General features: G+C 73.1%; 20 protein-coding genes. 12 read left to right on the top strand and 8 right to left on the bottom strand.

What is annotated here, in order from left to right; all coding sequences use genetic code 11:
* Window positions 1-54: 54 nt before the first annotated feature.
* The gene (locus BTM25_RS15155) at window positions 55-336 is read right to left on the bottom strand and encodes a hypothetical protein (RefSeq protein ID WP_103563552.1); all 282 of its coding nucleotides are present in this window, start codon (window positions 334-336) and stop codon (window positions 55-57) included.
* A gap of 167 nt (window positions 337-503) precedes the next feature.
* On the opposite strand from BTM25_RS15155, the gene BTM25_RS15150 reads away from it, so the two are divergent.
* From BTM25_RS15150 to BTM25_RS15105, 10 genes are all read left to right on the top strand, one after another.
* Window positions 504-1,562 carry a glycoside hydrolase family 18 protein gene (locus BTM25_RS15150; RefSeq protein ID WP_235828424.1) on the top strand — a complete coding sequence of 353 codons (1,059 nt, stop codon included), beginning with the start codon at window positions 504-506 and terminating at the stop codon, window positions 1,560-1,562.
* Window positions 1,563-1,780: 218 nt separating this feature from the next.
* Entirely contained in the window at window positions 1,781-2,719 is a 939-nt protein-coding gene (gene dapA / locus BTM25_RS15145; protein ID WP_103563551.1) for a 4-hydroxy-tetrahydrodipicolinate synthase, read from the top strand.
* Between the two features lie 70 nt (window positions 2,720-2,789).
* Window positions 2,790-4,478, top strand: coding sequence for a ribonuclease J (locus BTM25_RS15140; protein ID WP_103563550.1), 1,689 nt, complete (start codon window positions 2,790-2,792; stop codon window positions 4,476-4,478).
* An 82-nt stretch (window positions 4,479-4,560) separates the two neighbouring features.
* On the top strand, window positions 4,561-7,266 hold the full coding sequence (locus BTM25_RS15135; RefSeq protein ID WP_103563549.1) for a DNA translocase FtsK: 2,706 nt from the start codon (window positions 4,561-4,563) through the stop codon (window positions 7,264-7,266).
* 136 nt (window positions 7,267-7,402) lie between these two features.
* Window positions 7,403-8,176: a helix-turn-helix domain-containing protein gene (locus BTM25_RS15130; RefSeq protein WP_328589640.1), complete on the top strand. Its 774-nt coding sequence runs from the start codon at window positions 7,403-7,405 to the stop codon at window positions 8,174-8,176.
* A gap of 53 nt (window positions 8,177-8,229) precedes the next feature.
* The gene (gene rimO / locus BTM25_RS15125; protein ID WP_103563547.1) at window positions 8,230-9,633 is read left to right on the top strand and encodes a 30S ribosomal protein S12 methylthiotransferase RimO; all 1,404 of its coding nucleotides are present in this window, start codon (window positions 8,230-8,232) and stop codon (window positions 9,631-9,633) included.
* Window positions 9,630-10,202, top strand: coding sequence for a CDP-diacylglycerol--glycerol-3-phosphate 3-phosphatidyltransferase (pgsA, locus tag BTM25_RS15120; protein WP_103563546.1), 573 nt, complete (start codon window positions 9,630-9,632; stop codon window positions 10,200-10,202). The genes rimO and pgsA overlap by 4 nt, the downstream gene beginning before the upstream one ends.
* A 23-nt stretch (window positions 10,203-10,225) precedes the next feature.
* Window positions 10,226-11,542 (top strand): CinA family nicotinamide mononucleotide deamidase-related protein, encoded by a 1,317-nt coding sequence (locus BTM25_RS15115; protein ID WP_235828422.1) that lies wholly within the window; start codon window positions 10,226-10,228, stop codon window positions 11,540-11,542.
* Between the two features lie 117 nt (window positions 11,543-11,659).
* Complete coding sequence (locus tag BTM25_RS15110; RefSeq protein WP_103563544.1) at window positions 11,660-12,010, top strand: helix-turn-helix domain-containing protein; 351 nt, start codon at window positions 11,660-11,662, stop codon at window positions 12,008-12,010.
* 155 nt (window positions 12,011-12,165) lie between these two features.
* A complete protein-coding gene (locus tag BTM25_RS15105) occupies window positions 12,166-12,633 on the top strand; it encodes a Dps family protein (protein WP_103563543.1) in 468 nt (155 codons plus the stop codon).
* 41 nt (window positions 12,634-12,674) lie between these two features.
* Here the strand turns inward: BTM25_RS15105 and BTM25_RS15100 are convergent, their stop codons facing one another.
* The 6 genes from BTM25_RS15100 to BTM25_RS15075 all read right to left on the bottom strand — a co-directional run bounded on the left by BTM25_RS15100 (window position 12,675) and on the right by BTM25_RS15075 (window position 18,549).
* The gene (locus BTM25_RS15100) at window positions 12,675-13,460 is read right to left on the bottom strand and encodes a DNA-formamidopyrimidine glycosylase family protein (RefSeq protein WP_103563542.1); all 786 of its coding nucleotides are present in this window, start codon (window positions 13,458-13,460) and stop codon (window positions 12,675-12,677) included.
* Between the two features lies 1 nt (window position 13,461).
* A complete protein-coding gene (locus BTM25_RS15095; RefSeq protein WP_103563541.1) occupies window positions 13,462-13,926 on the bottom strand; it encodes an RrF2 family transcriptional regulator in 465 nt (154 codons plus the stop codon).
* Window positions 13,927-14,027: 101 nt separating this feature from the next.
* Window positions 14,028-15,467, bottom strand: a complete 1,440-nt coding sequence (locus BTM25_RS15090) for a glycoside hydrolase family 3 protein (RefSeq protein ID WP_103563540.1) — start codon at window positions 15,465-15,467, stop codon at window positions 14,028-14,030.
* The gene (locus tag BTM25_RS15085; protein WP_103563539.1) at window positions 15,464-16,306 is read right to left on the bottom strand and encodes a carbohydrate ABC transporter permease; all 843 of its coding nucleotides are present in this window, start codon (window positions 16,304-16,306) and stop codon (window positions 15,464-15,466) included. The genes BTM25_RS15090 and BTM25_RS15085 overlap by 4 nt, the downstream gene beginning before the upstream one ends.
* Entirely contained in the window at window positions 16,303-17,274 is a 972-nt protein-coding gene (locus BTM25_RS15080; protein ID WP_103563538.1) for a carbohydrate ABC transporter permease, read from the bottom strand. Before BTM25_RS15080 ends, BTM25_RS15085 begins: the two co-directional genes overlap by 4 nt.
* Window positions 17,275-17,283: 9 nt before the next feature.
* Window positions 17,284-18,549 carry an extracellular solute-binding protein gene (locus BTM25_RS15075; RefSeq protein WP_103563537.1) on the bottom strand — a complete coding sequence of 422 codons (1,266 nt, stop codon included), beginning with the start codon at window positions 18,547-18,549 and terminating at the stop codon, window positions 17,284-17,286.
* A gap of 242 nt (window positions 18,550-18,791) precedes the next feature.
* Between BTM25_RS15075 and BTM25_RS15070 the strand changes: the two genes are divergently transcribed.
* Window positions 18,792-20,006 (top strand): ROK family transcriptional regulator, encoded by a 1,215-nt coding sequence (locus BTM25_RS15070; protein ID WP_103563536.1) that lies wholly within the window; start codon window positions 18,792-18,794, stop codon window positions 20,004-20,006.
* Window positions 20,007-20,644: 638 nt separating this feature from the next.
* Entirely contained in the window at window positions 20,645-23,041 is a 2,397-nt protein-coding gene (locus BTM25_RS15060; RefSeq protein ID WP_103563534.1) for a preprotein translocase subunit SecA, read from the top strand.
* A 19-nt stretch (window positions 23,042-23,060) separates the two neighbouring features.
* On the opposite strand, the gene katG is transcribed toward BTM25_RS15060, so the two are convergent.
* Window positions 23,061-25,286, bottom strand: coding sequence for a catalase/peroxidase HPI (katG, locus tag BTM25_RS15055; protein ID WP_103563533.1), 2,226 nt, complete (start codon window positions 25,284-25,286; stop codon window positions 23,061-23,063).
* Window positions 25,287-25,298 lie beyond the last annotated feature (12 nt).

The following is a 25,298-nucleotide window of genomic DNA, read 5'->3' as shown; positions in this document are numbered from 1 at the left end:
CGGACCCCGCCGCCTTCTTTCGGTTCCCGTCCGGCGGCCCGGAGGCCGCCCTTCTCAGTCGCGGACGATCTGCGCGAGGAGCGTCACGACGCCGACGGCGACCCCGATCGGGATCGCGGTGCCGGGCTTGACGACGGAGAAGACGGCCGCGCCCACGGCAGCCAGCAGGATGACCAGGGCACGGGTACTGAACAGAGGCGCCGGATCGCCCGCCTGCCGCCCCACGGGACGGCGACCGCGCAGCGCGCGGCCCCGGATCTCGTCCCGGCGGACGGTCCGCCGGTGCTCGGCGCGTCGGCCTGTCCGCCGCGCCTCGGTCTGGTTCGGTCCTCGCATTGGTCTGACGACCTCCATCCCTAACGGAGTCCCCGACGTTGAACGGGTTCCGTCTGCGACCAAGTGAACACCCTGCGTGTCCGGTTCGGTGGGCGACGTCCGGAACAATGACCGTTTCTTGATCGTTCGGGTTCCCTGTCCTGGGATGCCCCTGGGATCATCGCGGGATGCGGCGACGGGGGGAACGGCGCCGGCGGATCCTGCGCGGCGTCGCCTGGGCCGCCGTGTACGCGCTCGGGATGGTGCTGCTCGTCCCGTCCGGCGCGTGGATGTGGTGGCAGAGGCCGCCGTCCGCGTCGGGTACCGACGTGAACGCTTTGTGGGCGCGCCACCAGTGGGTGGGGGAGACGCACACCGACGCCGAGTACCGATCGTTCGCCGACCGACTCCGCCGCAACCGCATCACCGACGTCTACTTCCACGCGGGCCCGTTCGAGGCGGACGGCACCGTCCCCGAATCCCTTCACCGCAACGCCGCGGCCCTGCTGGCGGCGCTGCGCCGCTACGCGCCGGCCGTCCGGGCGCAGGCGTACCTCGGCCAGATCCGGATCGTGGACGGCCACGGAATCATCGACCTGGACGACCCGAACGTCCGCAGGAACGTCCTCGTGACGGACAAGAAGTTCCTGGACCTGGGCTTCGCCGGCATCCACTACGACTTCGAGCCGATCTACCCCGACGACACCGCGTTCCTGACCCTCCTGGACGACACGCGGGCGCTGACCAAGACCAGGGGACGGCTCCTGTCGGTGGCGATCGAGCAGAAGACACTGGACGACGCCGCGCAGCCGATCTTCAAGGCCCTGCTCCCGCGCACGGGCCGCTTCCACTACCCGCCCCGTCCGACGGCGACGTTCCTCCGCGCGGTGGCCGATCGCGCCGACCAGGTCGCCATCATGGCCTACGACACGCAACTTCCGACGAAATCCCTGGTCGGACTGCATTTCGCGAAACACGCGCAATGGACCCTCGACCTGATCGGCGACCGTACGACCGTGTTCCTGGGCGTCCCGACCTACCGGCCCGCGACCGGCTGGGCGGAGGACCTCCCGACGGCCCTGAGGGGCATAAGAAAGGGAATTGACGCCCTGGACAGGCGGCCGCGCAGGCCGTTCGGCGTGGGCATCTACGCCGACTGGACGACAGCAGAGAAAGATTGGCGAACGTACGAACGAGAATGGCCGGGCGAGAAACGCGCAGAACACCGGCCGATAGAGCAGAGCTGAGCCGAGGAACGCGTTCTCACGCGGGCGGGCGCCCGGCGGGGGGTTCCCGGGGGTCGCCGCCCCGGGAATCCAGTAACGGATGCTTTACCACGAACGATGCCTGAGTAGAGGGTCGCCGTCGTGTCCCCCCGAGCATGGCGGCGACCTTCCCATGTTCTGGCCCGCTCCGAACGGGCTGAGGGTCCCCGGCATGCGTCCGGACCGGTACCGTTCGGTGCATGGCACCGAGCACAACCGCGGACGCCCCGTTCGGGCGGATGCTGACCGCGATGGTCACCCCGTTCCTGCCGGACGGCGGGGTCGACTACGACGGGGCGGCGCGGCTCGCGACCCACCTGGTCGAGGAGCAGCGCCACGACGGCCTCGTCGTGAACGGCACGACGGGCGAGTCGCCGACGACGAGCGACACCGAGAAGGAGCGGCTGCTGCGCGCGGTCGTGGAAGCCGTCGGGGACCGCGCCGTCATTGTGGCGGGCGCCGGGACGAACCACACCGAGCACAGCCTCCAGCTCGCCCGGCAGGCCGAGGCCGCCGGAGCGCACGGGCTGCTCGTCGTGACGCCGTATTACAACAAGCCCCCGCAGGAGGGCCTGGTCCGGCACTTCACGGCCGTCGCGGACGCGACCGGCCTCCCGAACATGCTCTACGACATCCCGGGCCGCGCGGGCGTGCCGATCCAGGGCGACACGCTGCGCCGCCTCGCCGAGCACCCGCGGATCGTCGCGGTGAAGGACGCCAAGGCCGACCTGTTCGAGTCGTCGCAGGTGATGGCCGGCACCGATCTCGCGTTCTACTCCGGCGACGACCTGCTCAACCTGGCGTGGCTGTCGGTGGGCGCGGCCGGATTCGTGAGCGTCGTCGGACATGTCGTCGGGGCCGACCTGCATGAGATGATCGACGCCTACCGCGCGGGCGACGTGGCGCGGGCGCTGGCGATCCACCGGCGCCTGCTGCCGGTCGTCGGCGCGATCATGACCCGTACGCAGGGCGCCATCGCCGTCAAGGCAGCGCTGAACCTGCTGGGCCTGCCGGGCGGCGGCGCCGTGCGCGCACCGCTCGTGGAGGCCCCGCCGGAGTTCGCGGCGCGCCTGCGTGAAGACCTGATGATGGGGGGAGTCAAAGTGCCCGAGTCGAGCATTCCGGAGGTTGACAGGTGACCGCCGCGCGGCGGGCGCCGCGTCAAGAGGGGACCGGGACCGTTCCCGCCGTCCCCGCAGGGGGGCGCGCGTGAGCCACCCGCACCCCGAACTGTCCGCTCCGCCACCGCTGCCGCCGGAGGGACTGCGCATCGTCGCGCTCGGCGGCCTCGGCGAGATCGGCCGCAACATGACGGTCTTCGAGTTCGGCGGCCGGCTGCTGATCGTCGACTGCGGGGTCCTGTTCCCCGAGACCGAGCAGCCGGGCATCGACCTGATCCTGCCGGACTTCGAGTACATCCGGGACCGCCTGGACGACATCGAGGCCGTCATCCTGACGCACGGCCACGAGGACCACATCGGCGCCGTGCCGTACCTGCTGCGTGAGCGGCGCGACATCCGGCTCATCGGGTCGAAGCTGACCCTGGCGCTGCTGGAGGCCAAGCTCGCCGAGCACCGGATCAAGCCGGTCACCGACGTGGTCGTGGAAGGGCAGACCCGGGACCTCGGGCCGTTCTCCTGCGAGTTCCTGTCGGTGAACCACTCGATCCCCGACGCGCTGGCGGTCGCGATCCGCACGCCCGCCGGGCTGGTGCTCGCGACCGGCGACTTCAAGATGGACCAGTTGCCGCTGGACGGCCGGCTGACCGACCTCGGCGGCTTCGCGCGGCTCGGCGCCGAGGGCATCGACCTGCTCATGTCGGACTCCACGAACGCGGAGGTGCCGGGGTTCGTCACGAGCGAGCGCAACATCGGCCCGGTCGTGGACGAGGTGTTCCGCACCGCGAAGGAGCGGCTGATCGTCGCGTGCTTCGCGTCGCACATCCACCGCGTGCAGCAGGTCCTGGACGCGGCCGTCGCCAACGGGCGGCGCGTCTGCTTCGTCGGCCGCTCGATGGTCCGCAACATGGGCGTCGCCCGTGAACTCGGGTACCTGTCGGTGCCGGACGAGATCATGGTCGACGTCAAGGACCTGGAGAACGTCCCGCCCGACCGGCTCGTGCTCGTCTGCACCGGGTCGCAGGGCGAGCCGATGTCGGCGCTGTCGCGGATGGCCAACCGCGACCACCAGCAGATCCGGATCACCGACCGCGACACCGTGATGCTGGCGTCGTCGCTGATCCCGGGCAACGAGAACGCGGTCAACCGCGTGATCAACGGTCTGACGCGGTGGGGGGCGCGGATCGTCCACAAGGGCAACGCGCTGGTCCACGTGTCGGGGCACGCGTCGGCGGGCGAACTGCTGTACGTGCTCAACATGACCAAGCCCGGCAACTTCATGCCGATCCACGGCGAGTGGCGGCACCTGCGGGCGCACGCCAAGCTCGCGGCGGCCACGGGCGTCCCGGACGAGAACATCGTCATCGCCGAGGACGGCGTCGTCGTGGACCTGGTGGACGGGCAGGCGAGCATCGTCGGCGCCGTCCCGGCCGGGTACGTGTACGTGGACGGCCTGTCGGTCGGCGAGATCACCGAGACGTCCCTCAAGGACCGCCGGATCCTCGGCGAGGAGGGGTTCATCTCGATCGTGGTCGGGATCGACACCTCCAGCGGCAAGATCGTGGCCGGGCCGGAGATCCACGCGCGCGGCGCGGGGATCGGCAACGCGGACTTCGACGAGATCATCGATCGGATCGAGGCCGCGCTGAGCGAGGCCGGCGGCAAGGGCGTCAACGACCCGCACCAGGTCAGCCAGATCATCCGCCGCACGGCGGGCAAGTGGGTGAGCGAGAACTACCGGCGCCGCCCGATGATCATCCCTGCGGTGGTCGAGGTCTGAGCCGCGCGCCCCGGGCGTACGACACGCCCGGGGCGCGCGTCCTGCCGCGGAACCGGCGTGTCTCTTGGTTAGGCTCGTCAGCATGGCCACACGTGCGTCCGGTGGGGCGAAATCCTCCTCGCGTGCCGGGGCCGAGCAGGCCCGGGGCAGAACGGGCGGCGACCGGCCGCCCGCACCGCGCCGCACGAACGGCGGCGCGGCGAAGGCGGGGGCCAAGAAGCCCGCCGCCAAGAGCACCGCGCCCAAGAAGGCTCCGGCCAAGGGCGGCGCGAAGGCCGGTGCGAAGGCCGGTGCGCCGCGCAAGGCGCCCGCGAAGGGCCGCGCGCCCGCGCCCGATCCGGTGCCGAATCTGTTCCTCGCGTTCTTCGGGCTGCTGTTCAAGCTCTACCACCTGGCCGCCGTCGCGGTCGGGTCCCTGTTCCGCGCGTTCGGCAACGGCGCGCGCAACCTCGACACCGAGCACCGGCGCGACGGCCTCGGGCTGGCGCTGCTCGGCTCGGCGATCGTGCTCGCGTCGGTCACGTGGTGGACGCCGCGCGGCGTCGTCACCGTGGCGCTGGAGCAGGTCGTGCGCGGCGGGATCGGGATCCTCGCGATGGGCGTGCCCGTCGTGCTCGCGGTCCTCGCGTGGCGGACGCTGCGGCACCCCGACACCAACGAGGACACCGGACGCGTCGCGATCGGGCTGACCGCGCTGCTCGTCGGCGTGGTCGGCGTCGTCCACGTCGGCTCGGGCCTGCCGTCGCCCGCCGACGACATGACCGGCGTCCGCGACGGCGGCGGCGTGCTCGGCTGGCTGGTGTCGGCGCCGCTGGTCGCCGCGCTGAGCGGGTGGGTCGCGGTGCCGCTGCTCCTGCTGCTGTCGGGGTTCGGGCTGCTGGTCGTGACGGCGACGCCGATCGCGCGCGTCCCCGAACGCCTCGCCGACCTGTGGGCCGTCGCGACCCTCCAGGGACGCACCGGCACGCCCGCCGACGCCGAGGAGGACGCCGAGGCGAAGCCCAAGCGCCGCCGCCGGTCTCGTGGCGGCGACGACGGCGAGGAGGGCGTCGAGCGCGGCGAGCACACCCGCCCCTACGACACGCCGCTGCTGGACGAGGACGCGCCGCGCCGGGGCGCCCCGCGCGACCTCGCCGACGACCTGTTCGAGCCGGACCCGTTCGGCGCGCCGCCCGAGCCGCCCGCCGAACCCCTCGCCGAACCCCCCGCCGACCTGCTGCCGCCCGATCCGATGGAGGACGCGCCGCCGCCGCGCCCGCCCGTCCCGGACCCGACGCCCGCGCCGCGCCGCACCGAGCAGCTCCCGCTGTCGTCGTCGGGCGAGATCTACGAGCTGCCCGCGCCGGGGGCGCTGCGGCCCGGCAGCGTCGTCAAGCCGCGCACCAAGGCCAACGACCAGGTCGTGAACTCGCTCACCGGCGTGCTGGAGCAGTTCAACATCGACGCGCAGGTCACCGGCTTCACCCGCGGCCCGACGATCACCCGGTACGAGATCGAGCTGGGCCCGGCGGTCAAGGTCGAGAAGATCACCGCGCTGACCCGCAACATCGCCTACGCGGTGAAGAGTTCCGAGGTCCGGATCATCTCCCCGATCCCGGGCAAGTCGGCGATCGGGGTGGAGATCCCGAACGTCGACAAGGACATCGTCAGCCTCGGCGACGTGCTGCGCTCGCCCGCCGCGACCGGCGAGCACCACCCGATGGTCGTCGGGCTCGGCAAGGACGTCGAGGGCCGCACGGTCGTGGCGAACCTCGCGAAGATGCCGCACATCCTCATCGCGGGCGCGACCGGCGCGGGCAAGTCGACGTGCATCAACGGGCTCATCACGTCCGTGCTCATGCGCGCGACGCCCGACGAGGTCCGCATGATCCTGGTCGACCCCAAGCGCGTCGAGCTGACGATCTACCAGGGCATTCCCCATCTCATCACCCCGATCATCACCAACCCGAAGAAGGCCGCCGAGGCCCTCGAATGGGTCGTGGGGGAGATGGACCGGCGCTACGACGACCTCGCCGCGTCCGGGTTCCGGCACATCGACGACTTCAACAAGGCCGTCCGGGCGGGCAAGCTCACCGCGCCGCCCGGCAGCGAGCGCGTCTACACGCCGTACCCGTACATGCTGGTCATCGTGGACGAGCTGGCCGACCTCATGATGGTCGCGCCGCGCGACGTGGAGGACTCGGTCGTCCGCATCACCCAGCTCGCCCGCGCCGCCGGGATCCATCTCGTGCTCGCCACGCAGCGCCCGTCGGTGGACGTCGTGACCGGCCTCATCAAGGCCAACGTGCCGTCCCGGCTGGCGTTCGCGACGTCCTCGCTGGCCGACAGCCGCGTCATCCTCGACCAGCCGGGCGCGGAGAAGCTCGTCGGGCAGGGCGACGCGCTGTTCCTGCCGATGGGCGCGAGCAAGCCGATGCGGCTGCAGAACGCGTACGTGTCGGAGAAGGAGATCCACGAGGTCGTCGAGCACTGCAAGACGCAGATGCAGGCGGTCTACCGGGAGGACGTCACCGAGACGTCCGGCCCGAAGAAGGAGATCGACGAGGACATCGGCGACGACCTCGACCTCCTGCTCCAGGCGATCGAACTGGTCGTGTCCACGCAGTTCGGTTCGACGTCGATGCTCCAGCGGAAGCTGCGCGTCGGGTTCGCCAAGGCCGGCCGCCTCATGGACCTCATGGAGAGCCGCGACATCGTCGGCCCCAGCGAGGGCTCCAAGGCGCGGGACGTCCTCGTCAAGCCCGACGAGCTCGCCGGCGTGCTCGCGGACGTGCGCGGATCGGCCTGAGACGCCGCTCCGACGCACGGCGGACATGTTCCGTCGGTACGCCCGTGGGCGGATTGATGCGAAATCTTGGCCGGTTGAGAACGTGTCGGGCGTCGCACAGCGGGCATGGCCGTTTCTAGACTGGTGTCCAACCGGAGTGCCGGGAGGGAGAACTCACGTGGGTATCGGTGAGACCTTGGCGGAAGGACGGGAACAGGCCGGTCTCACGATCACCGAGGTGAGTCTCCGGACCCGCGTCCGCGAGAGCGTGATCCGCGGCATCGAGCGCGACGACTTCGCGGCCTGCGGCGGCGACTTCTACGCCCGCGGCCACATCCGCACCATCGCCCGCGTCGTCGGCGTCGACCCCGAGCCGCTCGTCCGCGCGTTCGACGACGCGCATGGCGGCGCGCCGCAGCCGTCGTCGGCGTCGGGAGCGTGGGAGACCGATCGTCCGCTCGTGCCGTTCCGCGAGCGCCGCGGCCCGAACTGGAGCGCGGCGATGGCGATGGCGTTCGCGGCGCTGGTCGTCGTGGGAGGCGTCCAGTTCTTCGGCGGGCGCGGCGGCGAGCACGCCGCGCGGCAGGTCGCCGAGCGGCCCGCCCAGGCGGCGGCGTCCCCGCACCGGCAGCAGCCCCGCCGCGCCGGCGACCCGGTGGCGGCGGCGCCGCGCAAGAACGTCGAGCTGCGGCTGAAGGCGCGCCGCGCGACGTGGGTGAACGTCCGGGGCGACAAGGGCCGCACCCTCTTCAGCGGGACGCTGCGCAGCGGGACCGTCCGGGAGTGGAAGGCCAAGAAGAAGATCAGCGTCCTCATCGGCAACGGCGGCGGCGTCCGCCTCACGGTGAACGGCAAGGACCTCGGCACGCCCGGGCAGAGCGGAAACGTCGTCCACCTGGACTTCACGCCGTCCGACCCCGAAGCCGCGTGAGGTAGGGGCGGGCTCGGGTCCGTCCGGCGGCGCGGGGCCGTTACCTTAGGGGCATGCCCACACGCCGCACCGTCTCCCTCGTCACGCTCGGCTGCGCCCGCAACGAGGTCGACTCCGAAGAGCTGGCCGCCCGCATGGAGGGCGCCGGCTGGGATCTCACCGAGTCCGCCGAGGGCGCCGACGTCGTGGTGGTGAACACCTGCGGGTTCATCGAGGCCGCGAAGAAGGACTCCATCGACACGCTGCTGGCCGCGCACGACTCCGGCGCGAAGGTCGTCGCCGCCGGGTGCATGGCCGAGCGGTACGGCGCCGAGCTGGCCGCCGCGCTGCCCGAGGCGGACGCGGTCCTCGGCTTCGACGACTACGCCGAGATCGGGCCGCGGCTGGACGACGTTCTCGCGGGCCGCCGCCGGGACGCCCACACCCCGCGCGACCGCCGCACGCTGCTGCCGATCAGCCCGGTGGAGCGGCGCGCGTCCGACGTCGCGGTCCCGGGCCACGGCGAGCTGCCCGACGGCCTGGCGCCCGCGTCCGGCCCCCGCGTCCTGCGGCGGCGGCTCGGCGGCGGGCCGGTCGCGCCGCTGAAGCTGGCGTCCGGCTGCGACCGGCGCTGCACGTTCTGCGCGATCCCGGCGTTCCGCGGCGCGTACGTGTCGCGGCCCCCGGCGGAGGTGCTGGAGGAGGCGCGCTGGCTGGCCGCGCACGGCGTGCGCGAGGTCGTGCTCGTCAGCGAGAACTCCACGTCCTACGGCAAGGACCTCGGGGACCTGCGCGCGCTGGAGAAGCTGCTGCCGGGCCTGGCGGAGGTCGACGGCATCGAGCGCGTCCGCGTCAGCTACCTCCAGCCCGCCGAGCTGCGCCCCGGGCTCATCGAGGTCATCGCCGGGACGCCCGGCGTCGCCCCCTACTTCGACCTGTCGTTCCAGCACGCGAGCGGCCTGGTGCTGCGCTCGATGCGGCGCTTCGGCGACCGTCCGCGCTTCCTGGAGCTGCTGGACCGGATCCGCGACCTCGCGCCCGAGGCGGGCGTCCGGTCCAACTTCATCGTCGGGTTCCCCGGCGAGACCGAGGACGACTTCGCCGAGCTGGCCGCGTTCCTGGAGGACGCCCGGCTCGACGCGGTCGGCGTGTTCGGCTACTCCGACGAGGACGGCACCGAGGCCGCGTCCCTGCCCGGCAAGGTCGACCCCGACGAGGTCGCGCGCCGCACGGCCGAGCTGACCGACCTCGCCGACGAGCTGACCGCCCAGCGCGCCGAGGACCGCGTCGGCACCGAGCTGCGCGTCCTGGTGGAGGACAAGACCGACGACGGCGCGTTCGAGGGACGCGGCGAGCACCAGGCGCCCGAGGTGGACGGCACGGTGCTCGTGCGCGGTACGGGCCTCGCGCTCGGCGACCTCGCGACCGTCCGGGTGACGGGCAGCGACGGCGTCGATCTGGTCGCGGACCTCGCGTGACGCCGGGCTCCCCCCGGCCGGACGGTCCGCCGAGCCTCTACAACGTCGCCAACCTCCTCACGATCGTCCGCATCGCCCTGGTGCCGCCGTTCCTGTGGCTGCTGCTCATGGACGGCACGGGCTGGCGGCTCGCCGCGTTCGCGGTGTTCGCGGTCGCGTCCGTCACCGACAAGATCGACGGCGATCTGGCGCGCAAGCACGGCCTGGTCACCGACTTCGGCAAGATCGCCGACCCGATCGCCGACAAGGCGCTGACCGGCGCGGCGCTCATCGGGCTGTCGGCGCTCGGCGAGCTGTGGTGGTGGGTGACGATCGTGATCCTGGTCCGGGAGGTCGGTATCACGCTGCTGCGGTTCGTCGTCCTCCGCCACGGGGTGATCCCGGCGAGCAAGGGCGGCAAGCTCAAGACGATGCTCCAGGTCCTCGCGATCGGGTTCTTCATCCTGCCCGGCCCGCTGGACCCCGTCCGGTTCGTCCTGATGGGCGCGGCCGTGGTCGTGACGGCGGTGACGGGCGCGGACTACCTCGTCCAGGCCTGGCGGCTGCGCCGGGCCGCCCGCGCCGCCTGACGCCCGCGAGTATCTTCGACGCCGTGGACCACCGACAGGCGGGAGTGCCGATGCGCGTCGAACTGCTCACGATCGGGGACGAGCTGCTGATCGGCGACGTGGTCAACGGCAACGCGGCCTGGCTCGGCCGGCGGCTCGCCGACCACGGCGTGGACGTGACGCGCGGCGTGGTCGTCGGCGACGAGCTGGACGTCATCGTGGCGGCCGTCGAGAGCGCCCTGCGCCGGGCGGACGTCGTCATCACGACCGGCGGCCTCGGCCCGACCTACGACGACCTCACGCGGGAGGCGCTGGCGAAGGCGGCGGGCGCGGCGCTCGTCCGCGACCCCGCGCTGGAGCGGCGGCTGCGCGAGCGCGTCGCGGCGGCCGGGCGGACGCTGGAGCCGATGGCGCTGCGCATGGCCGACGTCCCCGAGGGCGCGCGCGTCCTGCCGAACTCCGAGGGCAGCGCGCCGGGGCTGCGGATCGAGCTGGGAGGCGGCGTGGTGTACGCGCTGCCGGGTGTCCCGCACGAGATGCGGACGCTCGTGGACGCGACCGTCCTGCCCGAGCTGGAGGAGCGCGCGGGGCTCCCGGCGGTCGCGCGGCGCACGCTGCGGACGGCCGGGATCTGGGAGTCGGTCGTCGCGACGCGGCTCGCGCCCGTGGAGCGGATGGACGGCGTGCGGCTGGCCTACCTGCCGTCCCCGGGCGAGGTCCGGATCCGGATCACGGCGGCGGGCGCGGACCCCGGGGCGCTGCTGGCCGAGGCGGAGCGGGCCGCGCGGGACCTGCTCGGCGACTGCGTGTACGGGACGGGCGACGAGTCCCTCGACCGGGTCGTCCACCGCCTGCTGGCCGAGCGCGGCGCGACCGTCGCGACCGCCGAGTCGCTGACCGGCGGGCTGATCGGGGCGGAGCTGACCGCGATGCCCGGTTCGTCGGCGACCTACGCGGGCGGCGAGGTGGTCTACGCGACGGAACTGAAGCACCGGCTGCTCGGCGTCCCCGCCGAACTCCTGGAGCGGCACGGGGCCGTCCACCCGGACGTGGCCGCGCACATGGCCGCCGGCGTCCGGGACCGAATCGGCGCGGACTACGGCCTCGCCGTCACCGGAGTGGCCGGTCCGGACCCCCAGGACGGGCGGCCGGTCGGCACGCTCCACGTCGGCGTGGCCGGACCCGGAGCGGAACCTGTCGTGGTCAGTCCGCGACTCCCGGTGGCGGCGGGCGGCCCCGAGGCCCGGGGCGTGGTGCGGCGGATGACGGTCGTCCAGGCCCTTGAACTGCTCCGGCGCACGATTCTCGGGCTTGACGCCGAGCCGGGAACCCAGCACGCTCGTAAAGATCCGGAAGAGTAGGGCTGATTACAGCGTTACGTTCCGAGCGAACACGAAATCGACGGTCTGCCATGCCCACCCTCCGGGCGGGTACGGTGGAAGCGGTAGATGGTCCGAACTGAGGGAGGGAGCGAGACGATGGTCCTGCTTCGCCAGCTGCTCGGTGACGTACTGCGGCAGCTGCGGCTGCGCCAGGGACGCACCCTCCGCGAGGTGTCCGCGGCGGCACGGGTTTCCCTCGGATACCTGTCCGAGGTCGAGCGAGGGCAGAAGGAAGCCTCGTCGGAGCTGCTCGCGTCGATCTGCAAGGCGCTGGGCGTGCCCTTGTCGCACGTCCTGCGCGAGGTCGCGGACGCTCTGGCCCTCGCCGAGCTGCAGCACGAGCCGGTGATGGCGGGTGCGCCCGAGCACGAGCGGCTCACCGAGAAGATCCCGGCCACGCCAGAGGAGATCACCGGCGAGTTCCGCGCCGACATGGTGGCCGCCTGACGGGGGTCGCACGTGGGGTACCCGGGACGGTGCGTCGTGCGCCGTCGCCCGGGTCCGTCCCGCCCGTGTGGGCGGTCTCACGCGTATGCACGGCATATGCGGGCAGGTCTGACGTTGATAACGGACGGACCGGTTACGACGGAGGGAGTCCCACGATGGCGGCGATCAAGAGCCCGCTGAGCGAGTCGGCGCAGAAGGTGACGGGGGACGCGCTGCAGGGGGCGCTGGTCGATCTGGTCGATCTGTCCCTGTACGCCAAGCAGGCGCACTGGAACCTCACCGGCCGCAACTTCAAGGTCGTCCACGAGCACCTGGACGAGATCGTCGATCTCGCCCGGCAGGCGCAGGACGACGTCGCCGAGCGCGCGGTCGCGATCGGCGTGAACCCCGACGGCCGGGCGCGCACCATCGCCGACCGCACCGAGATCCCCCAGCTCGAAGCGGGGTATCTGGAGGACGACAAGGCCGTCGCGGCGGTGACCGACGCCCTGGCGCAGATCATCGCGCGGTTCCGCGAGCGCGTCGCCGCGACCGACGAGCCCGACCCGATCACCCAGGACCTTCTGATCGGCATCACCGCGAGCCTTGAGAAGCAGCACTGGATGTTCCAGGCCCAGTCCTGATCATCGGCTCGCACGGCCCCGGCCCCGACAGGGCCGGGGCTTCAGGGCGCCTGGCAGGCGGGGCACCAGAAGGTGACGCGTTCGCCCACGTCCGACGCCTGGTCGGCGCGGCGGACGGGCGTGCCGCAGCGGCGGCAGGGGCGCCCGGCGCGGCCGTAGACCCAGTGTTCGCGGCCCGGCCGGCGGTCGCCGGTGGTGATGTGGCCGTGGCGGTCCTTGTTGGCGTCCAGGAGGCGGTGGGAGAGGTCCACGACGGCCGGGAGGTCCGGGACGTCCCGGAGCGCCGTCCACGGGTTCACGCCGCGCAGGAACAGGATCTCGGCCTTGTAGACGTTCCCGATCCCGGCCAGCAGCCGCTGGTCCAGCAGCGCCTCGCCGATCGCACGCTCGGGCGCGGCCAGCAGGTTCCGGACGGCCTCGTCGGCGAGCGCAGGCCCCCATGCGGTGTCGAGCAGGTCGGGTCCGAGATGGCCGACGACGCGGGGCTCCGCGGCCGTCGGAAGCAGATCGAGCCTGCCCAGCGACGTCCCGACCGCCAGGGCGTCGCGGGTGCCGAGCACCAGCCGGACCCGGTGGCCGCGCGGCGGGGCGCCGGCGGGGCCGACGTGGAACCGGCCCTCCATCAGCAGGTGGACGTGGATCGTCAGCCCGCCCGACACGCGGATGAGCAGGTGCTTGCCGCGCGACGCGACGGACAGGACCGTCCGGCCGCGCAGGTCGGCGGCGGCGTGGCGCGGGACGCGCAGTTCGGCGCGCGTCAGCGCGTGCCCGGTGAGCGCCGCGTCCAGGTGCGCGGCGGTCAGCCGGACGGTGTCGCCTTCGGGCACGTCAGAGGAAGGACGGGCTTTCCCAGGCGGCGGGGTCCTCGGTCAGCTTCTGGACGGCGTCGGGCAGGCGCCCCTCGGCGATGTGCTGGAGCGACACGGTCTCCAGGATGCCGCGCTCGCTGGCGCGCAGCGCGATCCACACCTCCTGGAGCGAGCGGGCCGGACCCTGGTACCCGACGTGCTCGGGGCGCTCGCCCCGGACGCCGAGCAGCGGCCCGTCGATGGCGCGGATGATGTCGGCGAGCTTGATGTCCCCGGCGGGCCGGGCGAGCCAGTAGCCGCCCTCCGGGCCGCGCTGGCTGCGCACCAGGCCGGAACGGCGGAGCTGGCCGAGGATGTTCTCAAGGAACTTGGGCGGGATCTGCTGCGCCTCCGCGAGCTGGACCGCGGTCACCGGACGGTCTCCGGCGACGGACAGTTCGGCGGCGGCGCGCAGCGCGTAGTCGACCCGGGCGGACAATCGCATGCTCGTATTATCCCTTGTCGATCTGACTGGTCTGGCTTACCTCCCCGCCAAGGGCCGGTGCGGTCCGGCGCCCCCGTGGCCGGACCGCAGGTCAGCGGGCTTTACGCGGCGGTAAGTTCGAGCAACTCGGCGGCGGCGCGGGCGTTGGCCGCGGCGGCCCCGTAGGTGGCCACATGGACGGTCCCCTCGGGCCGCCAGACGGGCAGGCCCATCTCCACGAGGACGGCGTCCGGACGGGCCGTGAGCAGCGCGGACGCGAGGGCGCGCTGCCCCGCGTGCCGGTGCGCGTCCCGCAGGACGATCACCAGCCCGCGTCCGTGGGCACGTTCCACCAGCCCGGCGGCCTCGGCGGGGGAGCCGTCGGCCCGGACGGCGTCCGGCGCGAACGGCCCGAGGCCCCACGGCGTCGGCCCGACCGCGATGTTGCCGTCCGCCGACAGTTCCACGACGAGCGGCGGCGCGGCGAAGACCGGGAGCGTCCCGGTGACGCGGAGGGCGCGGCGGGCGGCGTCCAGCCCGGCGGCCCGGTCCGGCCGCGCGGCCGGCGCGCCCGGCGGCCGCCGCAGCGCCTCGGTGCGGGACGCGGCGTCGGCGAGCCGTTCCAGCGGCAGCCGTCCGGTCCGGACGGCCCCGGTGATCGCCGCGAGGACGGCCCGCACCGAGTCGGCGTGCTCGCGCGGCCCGAGGCACAGCAGGTCCGCGCCCGCCAGCAGCGCCCGGACGGCCGTCTCGGGGATCCCGATCGCGCCGCTCGCGCCCTCCATGTCCAGGGCGTCGGTGACGATCACGCCCCGGTAGCCGAGGTGCTCGCGCAGCAGCCCGGTGATCACGGCGGGGGAGAGGGTCGCGGGCACGCCGCCGGTGATCGCGGGTAGGTCCAGATGCGCGGTCATCACGGCCCGCGCGCCCGCCGCGATGGCCGCGCGGAACGGCACCAGCTCGCGCCGGTCGAGCAGGTCCAGGTCGGCGTCCACGATCGGGACGCCGAGATGGGAGTCCTCGACCGTCGCGCCGTGGCCGGGGAAGTGCTTGGCGCACGCCGCGACGCCCGCCTCCTGCGTCCCGGCGACGGCGGCCGCGGCGTGCCGGGCGACCAGCTCGGGGTCGGAACCGAACGACCGGGTACCGATGACCGGGTTCGCGGCGGCGGTGTTGACGTCCACCGACGGCGCGAAGTTGACGTTCACCCCGACGGCGGCCAGTTCCGCGCCGAGCGACCGGTAGACGCGGCGGGTGAGGTCCGGGTCGTCCACGGCGCCGAGCGCGGCGTTGCCCGGATAGGGGCTGGCCGCCACGTGCCCGCCGAGCCTGGTGACGTCGCCGCCCTCCTCGTCGATCGTGACGATCGGGGCCGCGACCTCGCGCAGCCGGGCCGTCAGCGCCGCGAGGGCGTCCGGCCCGGGGACGTTGCCGTTGATCGCGAACAGCGTGACGCCGCCGAGGCCGCGCTCCAGCTCGTCCAGGAGCCAGCGCGGGGCGGTGGCGCCCGCGAAGCCCGGCAGCAGCGCGGCGCGGGCCAGCCGGGACACCTCCTCGCTCATCCCTTCACCGCCCCGGCGGTCAGCCCGGACACCATGCGGCGCTGGATCGCGAGGAAGAACACGATGACGGGGAGCGTGAGCAGCGTGGACGCCGCCATGATCGAGCCCCAGGCGTTCCCGCTGTGCCCGAAGAAGTACTGCATCATGATCGGCAGGGTCGCCTTGTCCTGGTCGTCGAGGAACGTGAACGCGAAGAGGAACTCGTTCCAGGCGGTGATGAAGGAGAAGATGCTGGTGGCGACCAGTCCGGGCGCGACGAGCGGCAGCAGGACGCTGAAGAAGACCCGGACCGGCCCGGCGCCGTCCAGCGCCGCCGCCTCCTCCAGCTCCTTCGGGATCGCCGCGACGAACCCGCGCAGCAGCAGCACCGCGAACGGCACCGAGAACCCGACGTAGACCAGGGCGAGGCCGCTGAGGCTGTTCAGCAGGTCCAGCCGCCGCAGGTCCAGGAACAGCGGGATGACCAGCGCCTCCAGGGGCGCCATCTGGACGATCAGCAGCAGCACCAGGAACGTCGTCCGGAAGCGGAACCGGAACCGGGCGACGGCCGTCGCCGCGAGCAGCGCCAGCAGGCCGGACGCCACGACGGTCACGAGAGCCAGCACCAGGCTGTTGCGGAAGTACGTCCAGAAGGACACCTCCGCGACCGGGTTGCCGAGGACGTCGCCGAAGTGCCTCAGCGTCGGGTGCAGCGTGATCGGCTTCGGCGTCGCGCTGAAGATGGCGTCGTCGGGCTTGAACGCGGTCGACACCATCCAGAAGACGGGGAACACCGCGAGCGCGAACACGACGAGCCCGAGGACGTTGAACCCCGCCGCGCGCAGTTTCCGCCGCCTCATGCCGTCTCCCCCTGCCGGACCATGACCCGCACGTACACCGCCGTGACGACGAGCAGGATCAGCGTGAGCACCACCGCGATGGCCGAGCCCATGCCGAGCTTGGGGTTCAGCGAGCCGAACGCCTCGGAGTAGGCGTAGAGCGACAGGTTGAAGGCGTCCCGGTTGGCGAGGCCGGACATGACGAACAACTGCGTGAACACCTTGAAGTCCCAGATCACCGACATGACGATCAGCACCATGAAGATCGGCTTGAGGAGCGGGACGGTGATCGTCCAGAACGACCGCCACGGGCCCGAGCCGTCGACGCGCGCCGCCTCGTACAGCTCGTCCGGGACGCTCTTCAGCCCGGCCAGCACGGACACCGCGACGAACGGGCACGCCTGCCAGACCACGCAGACCGTCAGCACGGTGTAGGTGGACAGCGGCGTCGCGAACCAGTTGTAGTCGGCCCAGCCGCCGCCGACGAGGGCGTCGGGGAGCCGGTCCAGCAGCCAGTTCACGAGGCCGCCGGTCGTCCCGAACAGCCAGGAGAAGATGATCGCGGCGGTGACCGGCGGCGTCGCCCACGCGACCAGCACGCCGCCCGCGACCAGGTTGGCCATGCGTCGGCCGAGCCGGTTGAGCAGCAGGCCGATGAGCGTGCCCACGGTCATCGTGAGCGTCACGGCGACGGCCGCGAACAGGACGGTGTGGCGGAGCGTCTGCCAGAAGAACGGGTCGGCGAAGATCGTCCGGAAGTACTCCAGGCCGACGTTCTCGGCGGGCTCGCCGCGGAGCTGCCGGTTGCCGATCTTCTGCAGCGACATGACCCCGATCTGGCCGATCGGCCAGAGCATCAGCACGGCGATCACGGCCAGCGCGGGCAGGATCAGCAGATACGGCCCGGGGCGGAGGCGGCGGGAGCGCGCCGGACCGGGCGGATCGCCCCGGTCCGGCGCCTTCCCCACCGCGGACGCGGTGTCGAGCATCTCGTCCCCTTACGGGTTGAGGAGCGTGTTGGCCTGCTCGTCGGCCTTCTTCAGCTCGTCGTCGATCGGCTTGCCCTGGACGATCGCCTTCAGCATGTTCGGGACGACCTTCTTGCTCTGCTCGAACTCGCCCCAGCCGGAGCTGATCGGCGCGAACTTGGTGTTGGCGGCGATGTCGGTGAAGACGCCGAGCCTCGGGTCGGAGAACCGGACGTCCGAGCGCATCGAGGAGAACCCGCTGATGTCGGCCCACGCGGCGGCGTTCTTGGCGTTGTTCAGGACGGTGGCGTAGTCGAACGCGGCCGTCGCCGCCTTGGTGTCCTTCCAGACCGCGACGTCCGAGCCGCCCGCGAGCGCCGGGGCGTTGCCGCCGTTCTTCGCCGGGATCGGGAAGACGGCCCACTTGTCGGCGTTCTTCGGCGCGATCTTCTTCATCTGGGCGTAGGCCCAGCTCCCGTCGATGTACATGCCGAGCTTGCCGAGCGCGAAGTCGGTCTGCGGGCCCTGCAGCTCGTTCTTGCCGACGTACTTCTCGGGCGCGACCTTGTCGGTCGTGATCAGGCCCGTGTAGTACGAGACGGCGTCCTTGACCTGCGGGGACGTGAACTGGCCGACCCACTTGCCGCCCTGCTTGGACGCGATGTCGCCGCCGTCGCCCCAGACGAAGCTGAGCAGCGCGTTGGTCTGGTCGGTCGGGACGCCGATGCCGGGGACCTTCTGCGCGTCCTGGATCTTCTTGGCGGCGGCCGTCAGCTCGGCCCAGTTCTTGGGCGGGGTGATGCCGGCCTTGGTGAACCAGTCGGTGCGGTACCAGACGCCGCGCACGCCGCCGTACCAGGGGAGCGCGTAGGTCTTGCCGTCCGCCTTGTCGTTCTCCAGGGCGGTCTTGTTGAGCTTGCCCGCGTCGGCCCAGCCCGCGACCTGGTCGCTGATGTCGAGGAGGTTGCCCTGCTCGATGTGGGACTGGACGTCGGTGTTGCCGAGTTCGGTGACGTCCGGTCCCTCGCCGCCGGCGGCGGCCTTCTGGAACGTCGTCGCGACCTGCGGCCACGGGACGTACTTCACCTGGACGTCGGTGTTCGGGTGCTTCTGCCGGAACTCCGTCTCGACCTGGTCGAGGAACTTGGTCTGCTCGGGCGTGCCGTCGCCCATCATCCAGACCTTGAGCCGCGCGGGGTCCTTGCCCGTGTCCGCGCCGTCCTTCTTGTCGCCGCCGCAGGCCGAGGCGGCCAGGGCGATCGCGACCGTCGTCGCCGCGATCCTGGTGTATTTCACTGGGGGTTCCTTTCCGGCATCGCCCGCCCGGCCTGCGGTGCTTCGTGCCCCGGCGCGGAGAACCCGTAGGGTCCAGCCATGCCGTGCACGCCGTCGCACCGCTCGCGGGCGCCCTGCTCGCCAGTGGCGCTCGGTGCGCCTCCCCCGGGGAACCGGGTCGGGCGCCTGGGGCGTAAACTAACAAGAAAGTTTCCTATTTAAAACGGCTCGTTAGCGGATTGAGACATCGAGGTGGTCGAAGCATGACCCGACGGCCCGGAACGCCGCGTTTGCTGCGCGAGCTGAACGACCGCGCCGCGCTGGACCTGCTGCTCAGCCGCGGACCGCTCACGCGGGCGCAGATCGGCGAGCACACGGGGCTGTCGAAGGTCACCGCGTCGCAGCTCCTCGCGCGGCTGGAGGAGCGCGGGCTGGTCGAGGTCGCGGGCGAGCAGGCGGGCGGCCGGGGGCCCAACGCCGCGCTGTACGCCGTCGTACCGTCGAGCGCCTACGTGGCGGGGCTGGAGGTCGGGCCGGACGGGGTGACGGCCGGCGTCGCCGACATCACCGGCCGGGTCGTCGCGCAGGTCACCGTCGACCCGAACGGGACGGACGCGCCCGCGCCGCTCGTCCACGACGCCGTCGTCAAGGCGTGCGCGTCGGCGGACGTCGCGGTGGGACGGCTCAGCGCGTTCGTCATCGGGACGCCCGGCGTCGTGGACCCGCGTTCGGGCGACGTCCAGTTCGCGTTCGACCTGCCCGGCTGGCACGCGGGCGTGCTCGCGGCGCTGCGCTCGGACCTGCGCGCCCCCGTGACGCTGGAGAACGACGTCAACCTCGCCGCGCTCGCCGAACGGGCGTACGGGGCGGCGGCGTCCGCCGAGGACTTCGCGCTGGTGTGGCTGGACCGCGGCATCGGCCTGTCGGTGATGCTCGGCGGACGGCTGCACCGGGGCCGGTTCGGCGGCGCGGGCGAGATCGGCTACCTGCCCGTCCCGGGCGCGCCGCTGCCCGTGGGCACGGCCCGCCGCGCGCCCGGCGCCGCCGAGGGCGTCACCGAGTCCACCTCCTGGGGCATCCCCGCGCTGGCGGGCGGCTACGGCTCGCTGGTCGGCGCGGACGCGGTGCGCCGCCTCGCCCACGAGCACGGCTTCACCGAACCGACCGCCGTCGCCTGCGTCCGCGCCGCCGCCGCGGACGAGTCGCGCGGCGGCCCGTTCCTCGACGAGCTGGCCGACCGCATCGCCTACGGCGTGACCTCGGTGAACATCGTGCTGGACCCGGGCCTGGTCGTCCTGTCCGGCCGCCTGGGCGTCGCCGGCGGCCGTCCCCTCGCCGCCCGGATCGAACGCGTCGTCGGCCGCATCAGCCCGACCCGCCCCGCCGTGGCCGTCAGCGAGGTGGACGGCCCGCCCGTCCTGCGCGGCGCCCTCCACGCCGCCGTCGAACAGGCCCGCGACGAAGTCTTCGCCTCCTGACCCGCCGACCTCGCACACCGCCCAGCCGCCGCGCGTGCGCGCCGAACTCGCCGCACGCGCGGACGCGCGGGCGTGCGGAGCTTGTCGCCTGAGCGTGCCCTTGCGCGGCAGGGCGGGCGGAGCTCGTCGCGTGCGTGCGCGTGCGCATGTGTGCGCGTGGGCGTGGCAGGGCGGGCGGGTTGTGGAGGGGTGATGCCGGGCGCCGCCGTGCGGGGGCGGCGGCGCGCGGGTTACTTCTGCGGCTGCGGTGCCGTGGTGGTGGCGGGTGCGACGCGCCGTGGGTCGTGCAAGGCGCGGTCCAGGACGGTCCTGTTGATGATTTCGCGCTTGCGTCGTTGCGCGGCGGCCCAGCGTGCCGTCGGTGTCATGGCGACTCCTGATTTCCGCGGCGGGCTTTCCCCGTCCCGCCGCAAACCCCGTATGACCTCCATCGTCCCAGCTCCTTCTGGCACGCCGGATCCACCCAGAGGACGAGTTCGCGGTGCGACCTTCGGCCGACGCCCGGGGCCGGGGAACGCGGGGCGCGTCCGCGCGCGTTACCTTCGGGGCTAGGCGGGTCCGCGCGGCCGGAGGTGCGCGGCTCGTCGGTCCTCCCGGCGCCGCGCGGGGAGGCCGCCTGGACCCGGCGAGGAGGACGCATGGCTCTGCGGGAGCGTCTGCGCAGGTTGGCGCAGCGGCCGGGTAGCGCGGACATTGGGCCGCTCCAGGCCGTCGTGGCGGCGGCGGGACGCCGTGAGGACGACGTCCGCGCCCTCGACGACGCCGCGCTCACCGCCGCCGTCGCCGAGCTGCGCGGGACGGGCCTGCGCGCCGACGCCGACCTCGCCGCGTTCTGCGCGCTCGGCCGGGAGGCGGCGCGGCGCACGCTCGGCGAGCGGCCGTTCGACGTGCAGCTCGTCGGTGTCCTGGCGCTGCTGTCCGGACGGGTCGCCGAGATGGCCACCGGCGAGGGCAAGACGCTGGCCGGGGCGCTCGCCGCCGCCGGGCACGCGCTGCGCGGACGGCGCGTCCACGTCCTGTCGGTCAACGACTACCTCGCCCGCCGCGACGCCGAGTGGATGCGCCCGCTGCACGCGCTGCTCGGCATGACGTCCGGCTGGGTCGTGCAGGAGTCCGCGCCCGACGAGCGCCGCGCCGCCTACGCCGCCGACATCACCTACGCGCCGGTCAGCGAAGCGGGGTTCGACCTGCTGCGGGACCGGCTCGCCACCGACCCGGACGAGCTGGTCCTGCCCGAGCCCGGCGTCGCGCTCATCGACGAGGCGGACTCGGTGCTGGTGGACGAGGCGATGGTCCCGCTCGTCCTCGCCGGGAACACCGACGACGATCCGACCCCGGCCGACCTCGCGGCTTCCCCCGACCAACCGACCCCGACCGACCTCGCAGTATCCCCCGACCAACCGACCCCGACCGACCTCCCGGGCTTCCACGCCGAGCTGGTGCGGCGGCTGCGGCCCGGCCGCGACTACACGACGGACGAGGAGGCGCGCAACGTCCAGCTCACCCCGGTCGGCGCCCGCGAGGTCGAACGCGCGCTCGGCGGCATCGACCTGTACGCGCCCGCGCACCTGCCGGCGCTGACGGCCGTCAACCTCGCCCTGCACGCCGAGGCGCTGCTGCACCGCGACGTCGACTACATCGTCCGGGACGGCGCCGTGAAGCTGATCAGCGAGTCGAAAGGCCGCGTCGCGCTGCTCCAGCGCTGGCCGGACGGCCTGCACGCGGCGGTCGAGGCCAAGGAGCGGCTCGCGGCGTCGCCCGGCGGGGAGATCCTCGACTCGATCACCGTCCAGGAGATGATCGGCCGCTACCCGGTGCGGTGCGGCATGACGGGCACCGCGCTCGCCGTCGCCGGGCAGCTTCGCGAGTTCTACGAGATGGACGTGGTCGTCGTCCCGCCGAACCGGCCCCGGATCCGCGTGGACGAGCCCGACCGCCTCTACGCCACCGCCGAGGACCGCGACGTCGCCGTCGTGGAGGTGATCGCCGGCGCGCACGCCGCCGGACGGCCCGTGCTGGCCGGGACGCCGGACGTCGCGGCGTCCGAGCGGCTCGCGCGGCGGCTGCGGCGGGTCGGGCTGGACCCGGTCGTCCTCAACGCCAAGAACGACGCCGCCGAGGCCGCGATCATCGCCGAGGCGGGCGCGTTCGGGGCGATCACCGTGTCCACGCAGATGGCGGGGCGCGGGACCGACATCCGGCTCGGCGGCGCGGACGGCGCCGACCGCGACCGGACGGTCGGCGCGGGCGGCCTGCTCGTCGTCGGGACGGGCCACTACCACAGCAGCAGGCTGGACGATCAGCTCCGCGGCCGGGCCGGACGCCAGGGCGACCCCGGCGGCTCGGTGTTCCTCACCGCGCTCACCGACGACCTCGTCACCCGCTACGCGCCCGGCCAGACCCACGACGGCCCGGCCGGCGACGACGGGCTGGTCACCGGCAAGGGCGCGCACTGGATCGCCGGCCACGCCCAGCGCGTCGCCGAGGGCGTCGACCTGGAGATCCACCGCAACACGTGGCGGTACAACCACCTGATCGGGTTGCAGCGCGCCGACGTCCTCGCCGAGCGCGACCGCGTCCTGCGCGGCGACGCGGCCGACGCCCTGATGCGCGACCGCGCCGCCGCCCACCACCGCGAGCTGGCGGACGCGGCGGGGGAGGACGCGGTCGCGGCGGCGGCCCGTCAGCTCGTCCTGTTCCACCTGGACCGTGCCTGGTCGCGCCATCTGGCCTACCTCGCCGACCTGCGCGAAGGCATCCACCTGCGGTCGCTCGGCCGGGGCCTGGATCCGCTGGTGGAGTTCAACCGCGAGGCCGTCCCGGCGGGCAAGCGCCTGCTCGCCGACGCCCGGGACGCCGCCGTCGAGGCGTTCGCGGCGCTGCCGCCGGACGCGGACCTGTCGGCGGCGGGCGTCCGGCGTCCCACCGCGACCTGGACGTACATCGCGCACGACAACCCGTTCGGGACGATGGACGACCGCGCCTTCCGCGGTCTCGTCGCGATGTTCACCGGCCGCCGGGGCCGCTCGACGTGAGCGGCCCCGGACGGGCGGGTCAGCGCAGGTCGAACCGGTCGAGGTTCATGACCTTGTCCCATGCGGCGACGAAGTCCGTCACGAACTTCTCCCGCGCGTCGTCGCTCGCGTAGACCTCGGCGAGCGCCCGCAGCTCGGAGTTCGAGCCGAACACCAGGTCGGCGCGGCTGCCCGTCCACCGGACGGCGCCGGACGCGTCCACGGCCTCGAACGCGTCGGCGTCCCCGGACGTCGGCCGCCACGTCGTCCCGAGGTCCAGCAGGTTGACGAAGAAGTCGTTCGTCAGAGCGCCGGGCCGGTCGGTGAGCACGCCGAGCGACGACCCGCCGTGGTTCGCGCCGAGGACGCGCAGGCCGCCGACGAGCACCGTCAGCTCCGGCGCGCTCAGCGTCAGCAGGTTCGCCCGGTCGACCAGCAGGTACTCGGCGGGCAGCCGCTGGTCCTTGCCGCGGTAGTTGCGGAAACCGTCGGCCGACGGCTCGATCGCGGCGAAGGACTCGACGTCGGTCTGCTCCTGCGACGCGTCCGCGCGGCCGGGCGCGAACGGCACCGTGACGTCCTGCCCGGCGGCCCGCGCCGCCTGCTCGACGGCCGCCGCGCCGCCGAGGACGATCAGGTCCGCGAGCGAGAGCCGCTTGCCGCCGTCCTGCGCGGCGTTGAACTCGTCCTTGATCCCCTCCAGCGTGCGGAGGACGACCGCCAACTCGTCGGGGTCGTTGACCTCCCAGGAGTTCTGCGGTTCGAGGCGGATCCGCGCGCCGTTGGCGCCGCCGCGCTTGTCGCCGCCCCGGAACGTCGACGCCGACGCCCACGCGGCCTTGACGAGCTGGGACACCGTGAGGTCGGTGGCGAGGACGCGCGACTTCAGGTGCGCGATGTCGGCGTCGTCGACGAGCGGGTGGTCCACGTCGGGGAGCGGGTCCTGCCAGACCAGCGTCTCGTCCGGGACCTCGGGGCCGAGGTAGCGCACGACCGGGCCCATGTCGCGGTGCGTCAGCTTGAACCAGGCGCGGGCGAACGCGTCGGCGAACGCGTCGGCGTCGGCGGCGAACCGGCGCGAGATCGGCTCGTAGATCGGGTCGAACCGCAGCGCGAGGTCGGTGGTCAGCATGGTCGGGGCCTGCCGCTTGGACGGGTCGTGCGCGTCGGGGACGGTCCCGGCGCCCGCGCCGTCCTTCGGCCGCCACTGCCACGCGCCCGCCGGGCTCTTGAACTGCTCCCACTCGTAGGCGAACAGCGTCTCGAAGAAGCTGTTGTCCCAGGTCGTGGGGGTGGGCGTCCAGATGCCCTCCAGCCCGCTGGTGATCGCGTCGGCGCCCTTGCCGGTGCCGTAGGAGTTCTTCCAGCCGAAGCCCTGCTCCTCGATCGGGGCGCCCTCGGGCTCGGGGCCGACGTGGTCGGCGGGGCCCGCGCCGTGCGTCTTGCCGAACGTGTGGCCGCCCGCGATCAGCGCGACGGTCTCCTCGTCGTTCATCGCCATCCGGCGGAACGTCTCGCGGATGTCGCGCGCGGCGGCGACCGGGTCGGGGTTGCCGTTCGGGCCCTCGGGGTTGACGTAGATCAGGCCCATCTGGACGGCGCCGAGCGGGCTCTCCAACTGGCGGTCGCCGGAGTAGCGCTCGTCGCCGAGCCAGGTCGTCTCCGGGCCCCAGTAGACGTCCTCCTCGGGCTCCCATACGTCCTCGCGTCCGCCCGCGAAGCCGAAGGTCTGGAACCCCATCGACTCCAGCGCGACGTTCCCGGCGAGGACCAGCAGGTCCGCCCAGGAGAGGCTCTGGCCGTATTTCTTCTTGACCGGCCACAGCAGGCGGCGTGCCTTGTCGAGGTTGCCGTTGTCGGGCCAGCTGTTGAGGGGGGCGAAGCGCTGCTGGCCGGATCCGGCGCCGCCGCGTCCGTCGCCGATGCGGTAGGTGCCCGCGCTGTGCCACGCCATCCGGATCATGAAGGGGCCGTAGTGGCCGAAGTCGGCGGGCCACCAGTCCTGGGACGTCGTCAGGACCTCGGCAATGTCCCGCTTCACGGCGGGCAGGTCGAGTCCGCTGAAGGCCGTCGCGTAGTCGAAGTCCGCGCCGAGCGGGTTCGCGACCGCCGGGTTCTTGGCGAGGATCTTCAGGTTGAGCCGGTTCGGCCACCAGCCGCGGTTGCCGCCGCCCTGGACGGGCTCGGGGGCGCGCTCGTGCGCGACCGGGCAGCCGCCCGCGCTGTCGGTGTTCGTCTGGTAAACGTCGCCTTCGTTCTCGGACATGCCGTTTCCCTT

It is taken from the genome of Actinomadura rubteroloni, assembly GCF_002911665.1.
GTDB classification, from domain to species: Bacteria; Actinomycetota; Actinomycetes; order Streptosporangiales; family Streptosporangiaceae; genus Spirillospora; species Spirillospora rubteroloni.
This window is presented reverse-complemented; position numbering and strand designations above follow the sequence as displayed.